Below are 15,933 nucleotides of genomic sequence, written 5' to 3'. Positions count from 1 at the left end.
TCACAAACTTGGGAGAGAAAGCGCATGAAAGATGTACCGGCGCTGGACATAAAGGATCTACACAAAACGTTTGGTCAAAATGAAGTTTTAAAGGGAATTTCACTTTCTGCGCATAAAGGCGATGTAGTCTCGATTATCGGATCTTCAGGATCGGGTAAAAGTACTTTCCTTAGATGTATCAACCTCTTAGAAACACCTACTGCTGGCGAGATTTGGGTTAATGGCGAATTAATTCAAATGAAAAATAACCGCCAAGGCGTTTCCGTTCCTGCAAATGAAAAACAAGTTCAACGAATCCGTTCTCGTTTGGCTATGGTTTTTCAAGGCTTCAACCTTTGGTCTCACCTGACCGTTCTCGAAAATGTTATCGAAGCACCCGTTCATGTCTTAGGCGTACCTAAAGCACAAGCAATTGAAAATGCTGAGCTGCTACTGAAGAAAGTAGGACTATATGAACGTAAAGATTACTACCCGGGTCATTTATCTGGCGGTCAACAACAGCGTGCTGCGATTGCAAGAGCGTTAGCGGTTGATCCTGAAGTAATGCTATTTGATGAACCGACATCTGCACTTGACCCTGAGTTAGTAGGGGAAGTTCTTGGTGTAATGCGTGACTTAGCCGAAGAAGGAAGAACCATGCTTGTGGTAACACATGAAATGGCTTTTGCTCGTGATGTATCCAACCACGTGATGTTCTTACATCAAGGTCTGGTGGAAGAACAGGGCGATCCAGCTAAACTGTTTACGGCACCTGAATCAGAGCGTCTACAACAGTTTATCTCTTCTATCTACTAATAAGCAGCTATGTACGCAGTCGATTGAAGTAAATAAAAATTGAAATATTGTTGTTAAGGTCAATGACAGCGGTATAAGCAATAAAACACAACAAGTAATTTAATAAGTAACAACAAACACAATATTAAAATTAGCAAAACATAAAAACCTAAATCACAGGAGTAGGGATATGAAAAAGTGGTTATTAGTAGCGGCACTTGCTGCAACTGCTGCAACGGGCGTAGCTCAAGCAAAAGAATGGAAAACAGTACGCTTCGGTATTGAAGGTGCTTACCCTCCATTTAGCTGGACTGAAGCTGATGGTTCACTAAAAGGCTTTGATGTCGATATGGCGAACGCACTTTGTACTGAAATGCAGGTGAAGTGTAAGATCGTAGCGCAAGATTGGGATGGCATTATTCCTTCTCTGCTTGCTCGTAAATATGATGCGATCATCGCGGCAATGTCGATTACAGAAGAGCGTAAGAAAAAAATCGACTTTACTGGTAAGTACGCACTTATCCCAAACAAGTTCATCGCTAAAAAAGGTGCAGGCCTTAACTTTGATGATCTAAGTGGTCAAAAAATTGCAGTTCAACGTGCAACAACTCACGATAAATACCTAACAGATAACTACGGCGACACAGTAGAAATCGTTCGTTACGGTTCATTTGATGAAGCTTACCTTGACCTAGCTAACGGTCGTGTTGCTGCTGTATTGGGTGATGCATCTGCGTTAGAAGAAGGCGTACTAAACAAAGCGGGTGGCGAAGATTACGAGTTTGTTGGTCCATCTCTAACCGATCCTAAATGGTTCGGCGATGGTTTTGGTATTGCTCTACGTAAGCAAGACAAAGATCTGACTAAACAGTTAGATGCTGCAATCCTTTCATTACGTGAAAAAGGCATCTACCAAGATATCGCGGCTAAATACTTCAACTACGACGTATACGGCCAGTAATCTCTAGCGTCACTTCTTAAGGGAGAGGTTATCCTCTCCCTGTCTACCAACTTTTTCGCAGTTCTGTTGGAATTCATTATGTTTGATTTACAAGGATATGAAGCTTCGATCCTGAAAGGGGCGGTGCTTACGATCGAAGTTGCCTTGCTGTCGCTAATTTTAGCTATGGTTCTTGGTATGCTAGGTGCCTTAGCTAAACTCGCGCCTTATCGCTGGGCTCGTGCTATCGCAACCCTCTACACAACCGTTATTCGAGGCATTCCTGACCTCGTATTGATGATGTTGATTTTCTTTGGTGGACAAATCCTTTTAAACAACAGTTTGTATTCCATCAATGAGTGGCTCAATGAATGGTTCACGTCGAGTGACCCTAACCATGAGTGGACCGCTTACTTACCTGATTATATTGATGTCAGCCCATTTATTGCCGGTGTCTTAACGATTGGCTTTATCTTCGGTGCTTACATGGCTGAAACCTTCCGTGGTGCAATCATGGCTGTTGATAGCGGCGAAATGGAAGCGGCAAAGGCCTACGGAATGGGCCCTGTATTAGCGTTCCGCCGTATTCTATTACCTCAAATGATTCGTCACGCACTGCCGGGTTTTGGCAACAACTGGTTGGTTCTACTTAAGACCACCGCGTTGGTTTCGATCATCGGTTTAGAAGACATGGTACGTGTTAGCGCATTAGCTGCAGGTTCAACCAAAATGCCATTTACCTTTTATATGACAGTGGCACTTATTTTCCTATTCTTCACCAGTGTTTCGACGGGCTTGCTTAAGTTGGTTGAACGTAAATTCAGTATCCACGCGAGGTAGTTATGGACTTTTCATTGATAATTGAAAGCCTGCCGATTTACCTTAGTGGTTTATGGACAACGGCTTGGATGGTTTGTGTTGCTTTGGTTATTGGTTTATTCGTTGCCATACCATTAGCAATCTCTCGCAACAGCCCGAATATGTTGATTAACGCTCCGGCTTGGTCATTCATCTATTTCTTCCGTGGTACGCCATTATTGGTGCAGTTGTACCTGATTTACTACGGAATGGATCAATTCTTCCCAGTGAAAGATACCCTATGGGAAAACGCATGGTTCTGTGCATTGGTTGCGTTTATTCTGAACACGTCGGCTTATACCGCTGAAATCATCCGTGGCGCTATCAACGGATTGCCGAAAGGTGAAGTTGAAGCAGCAAAAGCATATGGCATGAGTACACCGAAGACATACCGCCGTATCATTCTGCCAAGTGCTCTTCGTCGAGCGTTACCGGCTTACAGTAATGAAGTGATATTCATGCTTCACGGCTCTGCAGTTGCAGGTATCGTAACGATTATGGACTTGACGGGCGCAGCACGTTTGGTTAACTCACGTTACTACGCTCCATTCGAATCTTTCTTAACGGCAGGACTGTTCTACATGGCGCTAACGTTCATCATCATCGCGATTTTCAAGTTCGCAGAGAAACGTTTCCTAGCTTACCTAAGACCACTTAGTTAATTTTCTGAGAAGCTAATTCTTTGATACAAAAACGGCGCTTTCATAGCGCCGTTTTTAATTGATAATAACTAATTTACTCGTTACTTAAACGTCGACCAAATCGGAGCGTGATCTGACGGTTTTTCAATGCCGCGTAGCTCGTAGTCGATGCCCGCTTCAGTACATTTATCAGCAAGTTTCTGAGTCGCCAGTACTACATCAATTCGTAGGCCGCGGTTGTCCACGAAACCTTTCGAGCGGTAATCAAACCACGAGTACTGGTCGTTTACGTCTGGATGTAGTAAACGGAAGCTGTCCACAAAACCCCAATCCATCAGTGTTTTCAACCATTCGCGCTCTTCTGGTTGGAAAGAACACTTACCTGTTTTCAACCAACGTTTCGCATTAGGTTCACCAATACCGATATCAATATCGGTAGGGCTGATATTAATGTCGCCCATTACGATCACTTGTTCATCTTTGTTGTGGTAATCGTTCAGGTACGTCATCAAGTCTTTGTAAAACTGACGCTTGTATGGGTATTTAGTCTCGTGCTTGATATTATCCCCTTGAGGGAAGTAGCCATTAAGCACGGTAACTTTTTCACCGTTTTCGTCTTCAAAAGTCGCCATGATCATACGTTTTTGATGGTCTTCATTGTCTGTAGGAAAACCCTTCTGCACAGAGATAGGCTCTTGCTTACACAGCATAGCCACACCGTAGTGCGCTTTTTGGCCATGGAAGTAAACCTTGTAACCCATCGCTTCAACATCAGCGAGCGGAAAGGCTTCATCGTGCACTTTAATTTCTTGAAGACCAATCACGTCAGGTTGGTGTTTGTCGATAATCGCTTGCAGTTGGTGAAGGCGGGCTCTAAGGCCGTTGATGTTGAAGCTAATTACTTTCATTTGTTTTTATACCTCTCGGAAACCTTTGTCACTGTTTGTTCAAAAGGTTTTTTGATTTGGTTGATTTCATGGTTCATCGTATTTAACCATGCTTAATAACTTCTGTCGCCATTTTGTAGTGACTAAATGGCGACGTAAAATTGTGTGAATACCTACAGTTACGCGGAATCTATTGAGTCTTTAGCAAGTCTAAAAAGAAAGCGTATTCAAGTGCGTCTTCTTTCAATCGTTTAAATCGACCAGAAGCACCACCGTGACCGGCTTCCATATCGGTTTTGAACAACAGCACATTGTTGTCTGTTTTCATTTCACGCAGCTTCGCCACCCACTTCATCGGCTCAAAGTACTGTACCTGTGAGTCATGCAGACCTGTTGTTACCAACATATTCGGATAGCTTTGTACTTTAATGTTGTCGTATGGCGAGTAACTCAGCATGTATTCGTAGTAGGTTTTATCGTTCGGGTTGCCCCATTCGTCATATTCGTTTGTGGTTAGAGGAATTGATTCATCAAGCATGGTTGTTACCACGTCTACAAACGGAACGTGTGCACCAATACAACGGTACAGTTCTGGTGCTTGGTTGATGATTGCGCCCATCAATAGACCGCCAGCAGAGCCGCCCACCGCAAATACTTTATCTTGAGCGCCGTAACCTTCGTCAACAAGTCCTTTGGTTACATCGACAAAATCGTTAAATGTGTTTTGTTTGGTCAGTTTCTTGCCGTCTTCATACCAAGGGCGACCAAGCATTTCTGAACCGCGAATATGAGCGATTGCATAAACGAAGCCTCGATCAAGTAGGCTTAGGCGAGCTGAGCGGAAGGTAGGTTCAATCGTCGAGCCGTAAGATCCATAGCCATATTGGTAGATTGGGTTAGTACCGTTTTTCTTGAATAAGTCTTTACGATAAACCAAAGAGACAGGTACTTGCTTACCATCTCGAGCCGTTACCATGATTCGCTCTGATTGGTAGTTGTCCGCTTCGAAATCACCCAATACAGGTGTTTGCTTCATTAGCTCGGATTCGCCTGTATTTAGGTCGAAATCATAGTAAGTGCCTGGCGTGGTTAAGCTGCTGTAGTAGACACGAACTTTTGAATTGTCTAATTCATAGTTACCAGTCAGGTAAGCGGCAAAAGCGGCGTCATTGAACTCGAGTGGGAACTCTTTGCTCGTGGAGAGTTGACGAACTTTCACTGTAGATAAGCCATTTGCACGTTGCTCGTAAACAAGATGATCATCAAACAACTCGAAATCGACAAGTTGAGTATTATCATCGGCTGGGATGACATCGATCCATTTTGAACGGTCGTGCATATCTTTGGCTGTGACTTTCATTAAGCGGAAGTTCACGGCTTGGTAGTTGGTGTAGATGTAGTACCAATCACCTAGCTTAGCGATGCTGTATTCAATGCCCGTTTCCTTTGGGTAAAAAAGTTCTGCTTTCGCGTTTGGGTTGCTGGCATCGATGACTGAAACCCCGCTGGTTTCTGTGCTCGAGTGCCAAATGTACACCTGTTGACCATCTTTACTCTTACTTAAGCCAGTGTAGTAAGCAGTGTCGGTTTCTTCGTAAATCAACTCATCGTTTGTCTGAGGTGTACCTAAGACATGGCGGAAAACTTGGTAACCCAATAGCGTTTGTGGATCTTTCTTGATGTAATAGAAGGCTTGGTTGTCGTTTTGCCAGGCAATTGAACTCGAGGCACCTTCAATTTCATCAGTTAGATATTCACCGGTCGTGAGGTCTTTAATCTTAATGGTGTAAACACGACGGCTCAGCGTATCTTCGCCATAGGCCAACAAGTTTTCGTTCGGACTGATCGTTAAGCCGCCAATACTGAAGAATTCGTGTTCTTTTGCCAGTGCGTTAACGTCTAAGATGACTTGCTTGTCTGTGCCTGCAAAGTCTTTTGCACGCAAGTGAACTTCGTATTCGTTGTCACCCGTGACTTCATTTGAATAGAAGTAGCTGCCTTTACGAACTGGTACCGAATTGTCGTCTTTCGCGATTCGGCCTTTGATCTCATCAAATAACTGTTCTTGTAATGCATCAGTGTGTTTCAACACGGTCTCTGCGTACTGATTCTCTTGCTCAAGGTGTTGCAAGATCTCTGGGTCTTGGCGTTCGTCATCGCGCATCCAGTAATAATCATCGATTCTAGTGTCACCATGAATCGTCATTGTATGAGGGACTTTCTTAGCAACGGGGGCTTTGGTTTGCTGAGCGATAAGTTGCGATTGAGAGTAGTGGGTCATGGTCGGTATTCCTTGATTGCTGCATCCGGCGATAAGCGCGACCGATACGGCTAATGTGGTTAAAGCGAAACGCATCTTTATATCCTTAGTGTGCACCTTACTCGTTTTAATGCCAGCATCCTTTAGTGGTTAGTCTTCTTCCAGTGATGTTATTTATAATTGGATTCTGGATATGCACTTTCAACGTAAGTGTCTGTTATTGTGTTTAAAAAATCAAAGTAATGTTAAATGAAATGGTTAACGAGTGAGAGGTGAGGGGAAAACGTGCAACAAAAAAGGGACACACTTTTCAGCATGTCCCTCTATTCGTGTAGGCAAGATTTGCGTTTTACTTTAAATAGCCAATGGCATTTCGTTTGAGTGGTCATGTTTACGATTGACCCAACGTAAACCAAGCATCACGATAAATGACATTACGATCATCAAACAACCAAGTGGCAGCTGGTCTTGAGCAGGGAAGAACGATGCCAATAGTGTTGCGATGCCAGCACCTAGGTTCTGCATGCCACCTAAGATCGCGCCGCCTGTACCAGCATGGTATGGGAATGGCGAAAGCGCTCCGGTTGTTGCTGCTGGAAATAGGATACCAGCGCCCAAGAAGTAAATGGTTGCACCGCCAATCAAAGTTAGTGCTGTTGTTTGACCAAACAGACCCGGTATCAGCACCACGGCTGAGCCGACTAAGATCGATACTAGGCCGACATTCAGTGCGCGGCGCTCAGAACGGCGTTGTGCGATGTAGCTAGATAAGCCAGCACCGACTAAGTAGCCCGGAATGGGTAAAACAAATAACAAGCTTACTGTAGTTGCAGGTAAGCCAAGCACGCCGCCAAGCAGTACGCCTGCCGCTGCTTCAAATACGGCTACGCCAGCAAAGGTTGCGACCAATATTAGTAAGAAACCTTGGAAACGTTTGTCAGACAGAACGAACTTGTAGCTGTTTACAACCGATTCATGTTTACGTCGTTCTTTTGGCAGAGTCTCCATCATGCTCGTCATCATGGTGATCACCACTGCGATACCAAACAGCGCAAGGAACAAGTAGCCAGAACGCCAGCCGAAAGCTTCTGTTAGGTAACCACCCAATACAGGAGCCATCAATGGTGAGAAAATCACACACATGCTGATTAAGCTGTTTGCACGGTGCAGCTCTGCGCCTTCAAAGCAGTCGCGAGTCAATGTACGAGACATCGCACCACCACAACCGATCCCCAAACCTTGGATAAAGCTACCTGCTAAGAACCATTCATATTCATGAGCGAATAATGCAACCAACGTACCGATGATATAGATGATCAAACCAGCAACGATGATAGGTTTACGGCCTAAGCGATCAGAAAGCGGGCCGTACACAAATTGTGACAGACCGTAAGGGATCAGGTAACACGCCATCACCGCTTGAAGTGAAGACGCAGAAACCAAGAACTCACCCGACATATGACCGATAGAAGGCACGTACATCGTTTGAGTCATTTGACCTACGGCAGTCAGGAGCGCGATTAAAAAGGTAAGTTTCGCTAATGGAAACGAGGCAGACATTTGCGTATCTCTCCAAAAATTAAAGACGTAAAAAGCCTTAGCGCTCCATTGAGGAGAGCTAAATGAATAAAGTATTCAGGGAATCTAGGCGCGAGATATTAGAGCTTGAATGTCGACTTAGCAATCAAAAAGTGTGAAGTTGATCAAGATAAAAATCTATAGTTTGGATTATAAAAACTAATCCAAAAAGGTTGGGGTTTTAAAGAAGTAAAGGGTGATTAGGTTCCCTTAAAATGTCGCAAGTAAAGGTTGCCTGGAGAAAACAACATTCCTTTTAATGGTGATAGTTTAAAACGTTTATCTAAGTAGTGAACATCGCAAGTAGGGCGTTCTAGCTTCAATAATTTAGCTTAGAGTGACAAGGCGAAAGCTCTTGAAATCACAGAAACAAAAGACAAATGACACGACTTATTAACATTTCTATAAACTTTCGTTTTATATGTGTGCAATTTGTGATGTAATCATCGGCTAAGCTATTCATCTCATTTATTTACATTGAGCACTGGAATGGAGCATCAATGTGATAGTGACGGTCATGGAAGTCTTTTGGCTTAAATAAGGATATTAAATGCGCTCTCTATCGGTACAGTGGAAAATCACCCTCTTAGCAGGATGTTGCTTAATCATTACTTCACTGTCTCTTATTGGTTTCTCGATCTACAACGCGACGAGTAATCAACAAGTCATTAAATCTCAAAGTTCAGAATCAGTTATCAATAAAACTCAGCAGTTGCTTGCATCTGTTTCTCAACTCAATGCTCAAGAAACTCAACGCTATGTCGATGAAGCCATCTACCGCGCAGAAATGCTGGCTTCTAGTGCTCAGTTTCTAAAAAACAATGCGGATGAGAACTTTACGCCAAGTGAAGAACTTCGTACTGCATTAGATGAAATGGTACGTCGCTCAGTTTTAAACTTTGATTCGATCCAAGGGGCGTACTTAGTCTTTAAGCCAGATTTACTCGATGGTGAAGATGCGAACTATGTCGATGCTGATTATGTTGGCTCTAACGAAAAAGGTCGCTTTGCGCCTTACTGGAAGGTTGCAGATAACGGCGAGAATGTTCTGTCGAATGTGCTTTCAGAATCGATCTTAAGCGATGATAGTAATAGTGAACGTTTTTATTGTCCTTTGTCTTCAGGGCAAACCTGTATCAGTACTCCGCGAGTAGTAAATAGTGGTGGTAAAGCATTACTTACGTCTTCAATCTCTGTACCTATTTTAGTCGATGATATGGCGATCGGTTTCTTAGGCATCGACTTAAGACTCGATGGCCTAACCAATGTGGTAACTCAATCTGATCAAAGCTTGTTTGATGGCGCAGGTGCGGTCTATGTAGTTAGCCTAGACGGATCGGTCATCGCTTCTGATGACTCTAGTATTGCAGTTGGTTCAAGCTTTCAAAGTGATAATACAAACAGCGATTTGATGACCGACTTTATCTTTGGCGGTGAAGTGACGACTCAATGGAGTGAGAATGGTGAGTGGTTACTCGCATTTGCTCCTGTTATCGCTGCTAACCAAACTTGGGGTGTGCTGTTTGAGATCCCTAGAGAGAGTGTGGTTGCTGATGCAAGTCGACTCGATTCTATTATTAGCGCTAAGTTGAGCGAAGGCATTCAGACAGAAGTGATCGCTGGTATCATTTTCATTGTTTTCGGACTGGCAATCATCGCCTTTGCTTCACTGTCTATCGTTAGGCCTATTCGACAAGTTGTTGAGAGACTGAATGACATAGCTTCTGGTGAAGGAGATCTTACTCAGCGATTGGAAGTTAAATCGCAAGATGAGATCGGTCAATTATCGAAAGGCTTCAACCAATTCCTAGATAAACTTCAGCACACGATCAAAGAAGTCATTCAAACCACAGAGCAAGTCGCGAATACAACCAGTCAGGCCAAGTCGTCTGCGTCGAGTACGCGTGAAAGCAGTGAATCTCAATTCAAAGAAGTGGATTTAGTGGCTACCGCTGCCGAAGAGATGACTCAAACTTCGGGCTTAGTGGTACAAAATGCAGAAATTGCGGTGGATGCTGCTTGTGAAGCGAACCGTTCTGCTCAGCAAGGACAAGAGGTTATCGAACTTTCAGCGGGTGAAATGAGAAAGTTGGTGGATCGTATGTCGAGCGCTGTTCCTATTGTTGAAGAGCTGGCGAAGAATAACGGCAATATTACTGAGATCTTAAGTGTTATTGAGGGGATCTCTGAACAAACCAACTTGCTAGCTTTGAATGCTGCTATTGAAGCGGCGAGGGCAGGGGAACAAGGTCGAGGTTTTGCTGTGGTTGCTGATGAAGTTCGAAACCTAGCAAGTCGTACACAGTCCTCAGTTGGTGAGATTAGAGCTGTGATCGATAAGGTTCATGCAGGAACGCAAGATGTTGTTGAAGCGATACAAGAAGGCAACATACTGGCGAATGATACAGCACTTCACGTTCAGAAAGCGGTTGAAGATCTAGGTTCGATCTTTACTTCTATTGAGGCGATCAGTGATATGAACAGTCAGATCGTTCGAGCCGCTGAAGAGCAGCAATCCGTTTCCGGTGAAGTGAATCAAAGTGTGGTTAACATACGTGATTTAAGCGCGAAGATTCTGGAGCAAGCCGCGGCGTCTGAGCAAGTGGGAAGTGAAATTGACCAATTGTCTCAGCAGCAGAAAAAGCTGGTGAATCAGTTTAAGGTTTAGTTGTTCACGGTATCGCTTTTAAGCTTAGTTGGCTGTTGAATAGAAAAAGGGACAAATGAAGATTTCATTTGTCCCTTTTGTTTTTCTTAGGTTCTAAGGTTTTAGATCTCGATGATATCCATCGAAACCGATTAACGAAGTTAGTCTTCGATAAACCAGTAACCTTTATTCACCAATTCCGTCACGACTGTTACACCTGAAGGAGAAAGATTGGTTGCTGAATTAATCACCTCGTCGTCACAAAGTACGTTTAGTAGTGATGTATCTGCTTCTTCAACCTTGACCACTTCACCATTGATGTAAGCCGTGTTGCTTTCATTCTCGTGGTAGAGCGCTTTTAAGCCAGACACACGGTGGATCTCACCTTCTGACTCTAGGTGTTGAGCGATCTCTTCTGCTGTCCATAGAGGCTCGGGCGCAACGATATCAAGCTGGTGGCGTGATTGGCTTAGCAGGCTGCCCATGAAGTCTTTGATGGTTTCAGGCTCTTCAAGAGCTGACATCAACATCTCCGTTAGGTTATTCAAATCAGACGCGCGAATCTTGCCGTAGTTATCTTGAGATTTGAATTCTGGATCATGCAGGTGAACGTCACCCATATCATGCGCCAGTACAAAATCCGCAAAGTTGCTGATTAGCTCTTGTTCTTTTGGTGAACGGTAACCAATAGAGTAGCTCATTGAAGGTTCTAAGGTTGTGCCTTCATGAGGAAAACCTGGCGGGATGTAAAGAATATCACCCGGCTCTAAAGTTTCATCAATGATTGGATCAAAGCCTTCAATTTGACGAAGAGCAGAAGCTTGAATCGTTTCTTGGTACTGACCTACGTCTTTTGCTCCAACCTTCCATTGTCTCTTACCTTGACCTTGGATGATGAATACATCGTATTGATCGATATGTGGGCCTACGCCACCTTGAGGTGCTGAGTAGCAGATCATCAGATCGTCGAATAACCAGTTTGGCAATTGTTGAAAAGCTTCAGTCAGCTGGCTAGCGCCTTGGTGCCAATGGTTTGCTGCTTGCACGACTAGTTGCCAATGAGTTTCAGTGAGTTCACCGAACTTATCTTCAGAGAAAGGGCCGTGTTCTGCTTCCCATTTATTATCAAGGTTAGATATAAAGCGAGAATCCACTTCTTCTTCCATCGATAAACCTGCAAGTTCTTCTGGCGAAATAGGGTCGACGAAGTTTTGGAATCCACCTTTTAAGATGGTTGGTTTTTTATGCCAGTAATTTTCAAGAAACTCGGGCATAGAAAAGCTAAGTTGGTACATGTGAATCCTGTCTATATTTATGCTAGATGCTAGATGCTAGATGCTAGTTTGGCTTGTAAATCTTGTTGGACAATTTTAATTGCCTCTAACGCTACTTTTGGGTCGATTTCGTTGCTTTCGAGTAGGTAGATCAGGTCGACAGCTAACTTAACTTCTTCTGGGGCGTTGTCCAGTGGGGATGGTGAGTTATCAGTGCTCATTTCGCTTAGGGTTCTCTAAGTTGATCAATCTTTCAATATTTTTCATGGAGTCTTGGCAGCGTTCTAATCGTTCTTTTGCTAATTGCCAAGCCTCGTCCGCTTTTTTCTTACTGTGGCGAGGCGCAGAGTCAAACGCTAACTTTCGTACTCGAACCAAATCAACTAACCGCTTTTGCCAATCTTGATGCTGAGCGAGTTCGTTATATAGGTCGTTAAGATTTTTTCCTGACTTACTTTTTCGATCTAATCTTAAATCGTGATTGGCTAACTCTCTTTGGACAGCTGCTATCTGATTGGTTAACTTTTCAGTCAGGTAAGTCGCGCGAGATGCATTGAGCTGATTATTGGCCTGCTCTCGCAATATGGTGCGATAGGTTGTCTGAGCTTCCATTGCGTAGGGAAGTAAAATAGACGCGCTACATTTAAATAAAGTTCTGTCGAATAACGCTTGATGGTAAGCGCCCCTCGATTTATCTACTTGAGAGCAATGACCAATCAAGGTATCAAGGGCACTTTTAAGCTTTGAAAAATGATTCATGTCTCTTCCCGAATGCTGGTGGCTATAAGTTTACAAACCACGCTTCGTAAGCCAGTTTAATCGCAAGAACGCTAACAACGGTTACAAACACAGGCCTTATAAAAGTAGCGCCAAAACGAATGGCTGAGTGTGCCCCTACGAATGCACCTGCCATTAAGCATACACCCATGGTTAAACCAAGTACCCAATCGATATGCCCTAGAATTGCAAAAGTAACTAGAGAGGTGAAGTTACTGGTGAAGTTCATTGCTTTTGATAGGCCAGAAGCAAGCAAGATATTTAGACGATAGAGAGCCATAGAGCTAACTGTCCAAAAAGCGCCAGTACCTGGGCCTGCAACACCATCATAAAAACCCAGTATGAATCCCTGGTACTTCTGCTTTTTCTTGAGCAAAGGACAGGGTTTTGGAGACACATTATGGCTGACATCCGGAGTCTTGTGGAAAATGGTATAGACCGCAGCAGCAAGGATGACTAGTGGCAGTACTTTCTCTAGCCATTCAGTGCTAATAGCATCAACTGCTAGGGTTCCTATGGTTGCGCCAATTAATGTCGCGATGAATGCGTTTATCCAACATTCAGGTTTAAATAATTTTTTACGATAGTAAGTGACAGCGGCCGTTGATGAAGCAAAGGTCGCAGCAAGTTTATTCGTGCCAAGCGCAATGTGTGGCGGCAGACCTAGTGATAACAAAGCAGGGACAGTAAGCATTCCGCCCCCGCCAGCCACCGCATCAATAAAGCCGGCTGCAAATGCAACCAAAGCAAGTACAACCAACATGGTTGGTTCAATCATTTCCATAAATAGCTATTGTTCTCGTTATATGCTGGTAGGGCAGCAGCATGAGTAACCTTTGGGTTAGCCATGCACAGTTGTGAATGCAAAGGTCAAGCGATGGTAGACCCAGAGCCACCGATACGATGGCTAAATTAGTATTTTATTGTTCTTTTAAAAGGCGGTAACGAGTCGAGTAAGGATTTTCCGTATCGCTTCGTCACTATGCGCCGATCAAGGATCGTGACTTTACCAGAATCTCTTTCTTTTCGCAGTAACCGTCCGACAGATTGAATAAGCTTTTTACTCGCTTCTGGAACGGTAATCTGCATGAATGGATTACCGCCTCTTGATTCGATATATTCAGAGTGCGCTTGTTCAACCGGTGAGGTTGGTACCCCAAATGGAATTTTTGTGATGACCAGATTTTCAAGTAGCTCACCTGGTAAATCAAGACCCTCAGAAAAGCTGCCAGTTCCAAATAGAACGCTTGTTTTACCTTGATCTATTAGCTTTTTATGTTTTTTTAGGATTTCAGTACGTGAAGTATCACCTTGAACCTGTAAAGCCCATGACTTTTTAACGAAATCTGTTGCCAAAGCTTCGGCAACTTTGTTCATTTGCCAGTAAGAAGAGAATAGAACGAGATTGGCTTTGTTGTCTTCTATTACCTTAGGTAAAATTTCAATAAGATATTCAGTAAACTGAGGCGCCTGTGGCTCGTACTTCATTGCAGGAACGATCAGCTCTGCTTGGTTTTGGTAATCGAATGGTGATGCCAATGCTAAAAACTGTACACCATCCTCTTTTTTCTGGCTGATACCGGCTTGATGACAGAAAAAACTGAAGGAGTTAAGCGCTCTCATTGTCGCTGAAACGAGCACAGCACCGACACAGCGACTCCAAATCTGCTGGTCTAACTGCCAACCAACTTCTAACGGAGAGACATTGACAACAAAGTCCCCTTCGCTTTCTTTGCTCAATTCAAGCCAACGCGCCAAAGGCGCACCTTTTTCGCGTTTAGGTTCAGCCATTAAACGCCAAACTTGAGCTAGATTTTCTGTTCTTTGTATATAGAAGCCTATTTCGGCCAGAGCTGGTTCTGCTAGCTTTGCCGAAAGCTCTCCATCTTTTACACGCTCTGCGATAAGGTCAGCGATTTTGGCTACGGCTTGGCTTGTCTTTTGAGTCAACTGTTTGAGATCTTTCGATTCGCTTTCTAACCATTCTGGTAAGTCGCCGTGTTCGAAACGATACAGGCCGTCTTCAAAGTGGCTAGCGTCAAATTGTTTGCTCATTTGAGTCAGAGTCGGAATCAGCTGTTGTACAGAATCCTGCAGTTCATTTCTAAATCTATGTACGCGCTTTTCATCAGCCAGACCCGATAACTTAGTGATGGATTGATTCAGACGCTCTAACCACGCTGCCGCTCCTTTTAAGCTTGCAGCAGCGGAGGAATGGTCTCTTGCGACGTGCGGTAAGTGGTGAGCTTCGTCAAATATATAGATGCTATTTTCTGGTTCTGGAAGTATCACACCGCCGCCAAGGTCAGCATCAGCCATAACCAAACTGTGATTGGCAATAATCACATCGACTTTATCCAGCTCCGAGCGTGCTTTCTGGAAAGGACAATCTCTATGAGTCGGCATACTGTTGTTACAACTGTGCTTATCGCTGACGATCATTTGCCAAATCATATTGTCGATTGGTTTAGGCCATGAGTCTCTATCCCCGTCCCATTTGCCTTGACCCAAACTACGATACATGGTTTGAAGTTGTTCGATGTCTTTCTTCTTTGGCTTAGATTCGAACATCGCCATTTGTCCACCATCAACCCCACACGCGGCGGCTAACTTCTCGGAGCAACAGTAACGCTGTCTACCTTTTGCAAGAATAAAAGAGAACTCGCGGTCAGTAAGTCTTCTATATAGAGGGAGGTCCTTATTAACGAGCTGTTCTTGAAGCGCAACCGTCGCTGTTGAAATGACGATTTTTCGATTATTGAGCACAGCGACAGGAATCGTTGCCATGAGATAGGCGAGTGATTTTCCGATCCCTGTTCCTGCTTCAGCTACGATCATGCGATTACTTTTATGGTATTGACCACAAAGTGTCTTCGCAATTTCGGCAACAAGGTAATTTTGAGCACGTCTAGGTACAAAGTTGTCCAACTGATCTTGGAGGTTTTGATAACTGGTGCGAATGGATTTTTGAATTTTAGTAGTTAGCATACTGTGACCTACGTAACGGAGCGAGGATAGTAGCACATATCACTAGCCGGTACATTTACGGCAAAATAGCTTGCTTTTGAATCAAAGGTAGATCTCGTTCACAAAAAAAAACTGAACCATCAGGAACTTAACGATTTTATTTATCTTGCGAAATATAAATATTAAAAAAGGCTTAGCTACAGGTGTTAAGTTCTGATTTTTGATTGTTACACATCCTATTTTTGGTGTTAAGTTCTGTATTGTTCTTTTTTAGGATTATTATATTTCCTGATAAAACTAAGGATAAGTTGCTCGTAAAATGATGAAAAA

At 43.6% G+C, this 15,933-nt stretch carries 13 protein-coding genes; 5 read left to right on the top strand and 8 right to left on the bottom strand.

Annotation, left to right across the window (positions count from 1 at the left end):
• The first annotated feature begins 24 nt into the window (after positions 1 to 24).
• From OW495_RS09445 to OW495_RS09430, 4 genes are all read left to right on the top strand, one after another.
• The gene (locus OW495_RS09445; protein ID WP_017107256.1) at positions 25 to 795 is read left to right on the top strand and encodes an ABC transporter ATP-binding protein; all 771 of its coding nucleotides are present in this window, start codon (positions 25 to 27) and stop codon (positions 793 to 795) included.
• A gap of 169 nt (positions 796 to 964) precedes the next feature.
• On the top strand, positions 965 to 1,735 hold the full coding sequence (locus OW495_RS09440) for an ABC transporter substrate-binding protein (protein ID WP_017107255.1): 771 nt from the start codon (positions 965 to 967) through the stop codon (positions 1,733 to 1,735).
• Positions 1,736 to 1,813: 78 nt separating this feature from the next.
• Positions 1,814 to 2,554: an ABC transporter permease gene (locus OW495_RS09435; RefSeq protein WP_004736534.1), complete on the top strand. Its 741-nt coding sequence runs from the start codon at positions 1,814 to 1,816 to the stop codon at positions 2,552 to 2,554.
• Positions 2,555 to 2,556: 2 nt separating this feature from the next.
• Positions 2,557 to 3,234, top strand: a complete 678-nt coding sequence (locus tag OW495_RS09430) for an ABC transporter permease (protein ID WP_017111069.1) — start codon at positions 2,557 to 2,559, stop codon at positions 3,232 to 3,234.
• Positions 3,235 to 3,314: 80 nt separating this feature from the next.
• On the opposite strand, the gene xthA is transcribed toward OW495_RS09430, so the two are convergent.
• The 3 genes from xthA to emrD form a co-directional block, all read right to left on the bottom strand.
• Positions 3,315 to 4,121: an exodeoxyribonuclease III gene (gene xthA / locus OW495_RS09425; RefSeq protein WP_102514167.1), complete on the bottom strand. Its 807-nt coding sequence runs from the start codon at positions 4,119 to 4,121 to the stop codon at positions 3,315 to 3,317.
• Positions 4,122 to 4,290: 169 nt separating this feature from the next.
• Positions 4,291 to 6,456 (bottom strand): S9 family peptidase, encoded by a 2,166-nt coding sequence (locus OW495_RS09420; protein ID WP_102514168.1) that lies wholly within the window; start codon positions 6,454 to 6,456, stop codon positions 4,291 to 4,293.
• 258 nt (positions 6,457 to 6,714) lie between these two features.
• Entirely contained in the window at positions 6,715 to 7,920 is a 1,206-nt protein-coding gene (gene emrD, locus OW495_RS09415; protein ID WP_289886175.1) for a multidrug efflux MFS transporter EmrD, read from the bottom strand.
• A gap of 568 nt (positions 7,921 to 8,488) precedes the next feature.
• Between emrD and OW495_RS09410 the strand changes: the two genes are divergently transcribed.
• Entirely contained in the window at positions 8,489 to 10,606 is a 2,118-nt protein-coding gene (locus tag OW495_RS09410) for a methyl-accepting chemotaxis protein (RefSeq protein WP_065103245.1), read from the top strand.
• Between the two features lie 140 nt (positions 10,607 to 10,746).
• Here the strand turns inward: OW495_RS09410 and OW495_RS09405 are convergent, their stop codons facing one another.
• From OW495_RS09405 to dinG, 5 genes are all read right to left on the bottom strand, one after another.
• Positions 10,747 to 11,880: a cupin domain-containing protein gene (locus OW495_RS09405; protein WP_102514171.1), complete on the bottom strand. Its 1,134-nt coding sequence runs from the start codon at positions 11,878 to 11,880 to the stop codon at positions 10,747 to 10,749.
• Between the two features lie 29 nt (positions 11,881 to 11,909).
• The gene (gene rsmS / locus OW495_RS09400) at positions 11,910 to 12,080 is read right to left on the bottom strand and encodes a pleiotropic regulatory protein RsmS (RefSeq protein ID WP_017107250.1); all 171 of its coding nucleotides are present in this window, start codon (positions 12,078 to 12,080) and stop codon (positions 11,910 to 11,912) included.
• Positions 12,070 to 12,618, bottom strand: coding sequence for a primosomal replication protein (locus OW495_RS09395; protein ID WP_102514172.1), 549 nt, complete (start codon positions 12,616 to 12,618; stop codon positions 12,070 to 12,072). The genes rsmS and OW495_RS09395 overlap by 11 nt, the downstream gene beginning before the upstream one ends.
• Positions 12,619 to 12,640: 22 nt before the next feature.
• A complete protein-coding gene (locus OW495_RS09390) occupies positions 12,641 to 13,420 on the bottom strand; it encodes a TSUP family transporter (RefSeq protein ID WP_102514173.1) in 780 nt (259 codons plus the stop codon).
• Positions 13,421 to 13,548: 128 nt separating this feature from the next.
• Entirely contained in the window at positions 13,549 to 15,624 is a 2,076-nt protein-coding gene (gene dinG / locus OW495_RS09385) for an ATP-dependent DNA helicase DinG (protein WP_289886165.1), read from the bottom strand.
• Between the last annotated feature and the right edge of the window lie 309 nt (positions 15,625 to 15,933).

Origin of the sequence: Vibrio sp. 14N.309.X.WAT.E.F5 (assembly GCF_030397615.1) — a bacterium.
GTDB classification, from domain to species: Bacteria; Pseudomonadota; Gammaproteobacteria; order Enterobacterales; family Vibrionaceae; genus Vibrio; species Vibrio lentus.
Note: the sequence above shows the minus strand (reverse complement) of the source record. Positions and strands in the feature narration are given on the sequence as shown.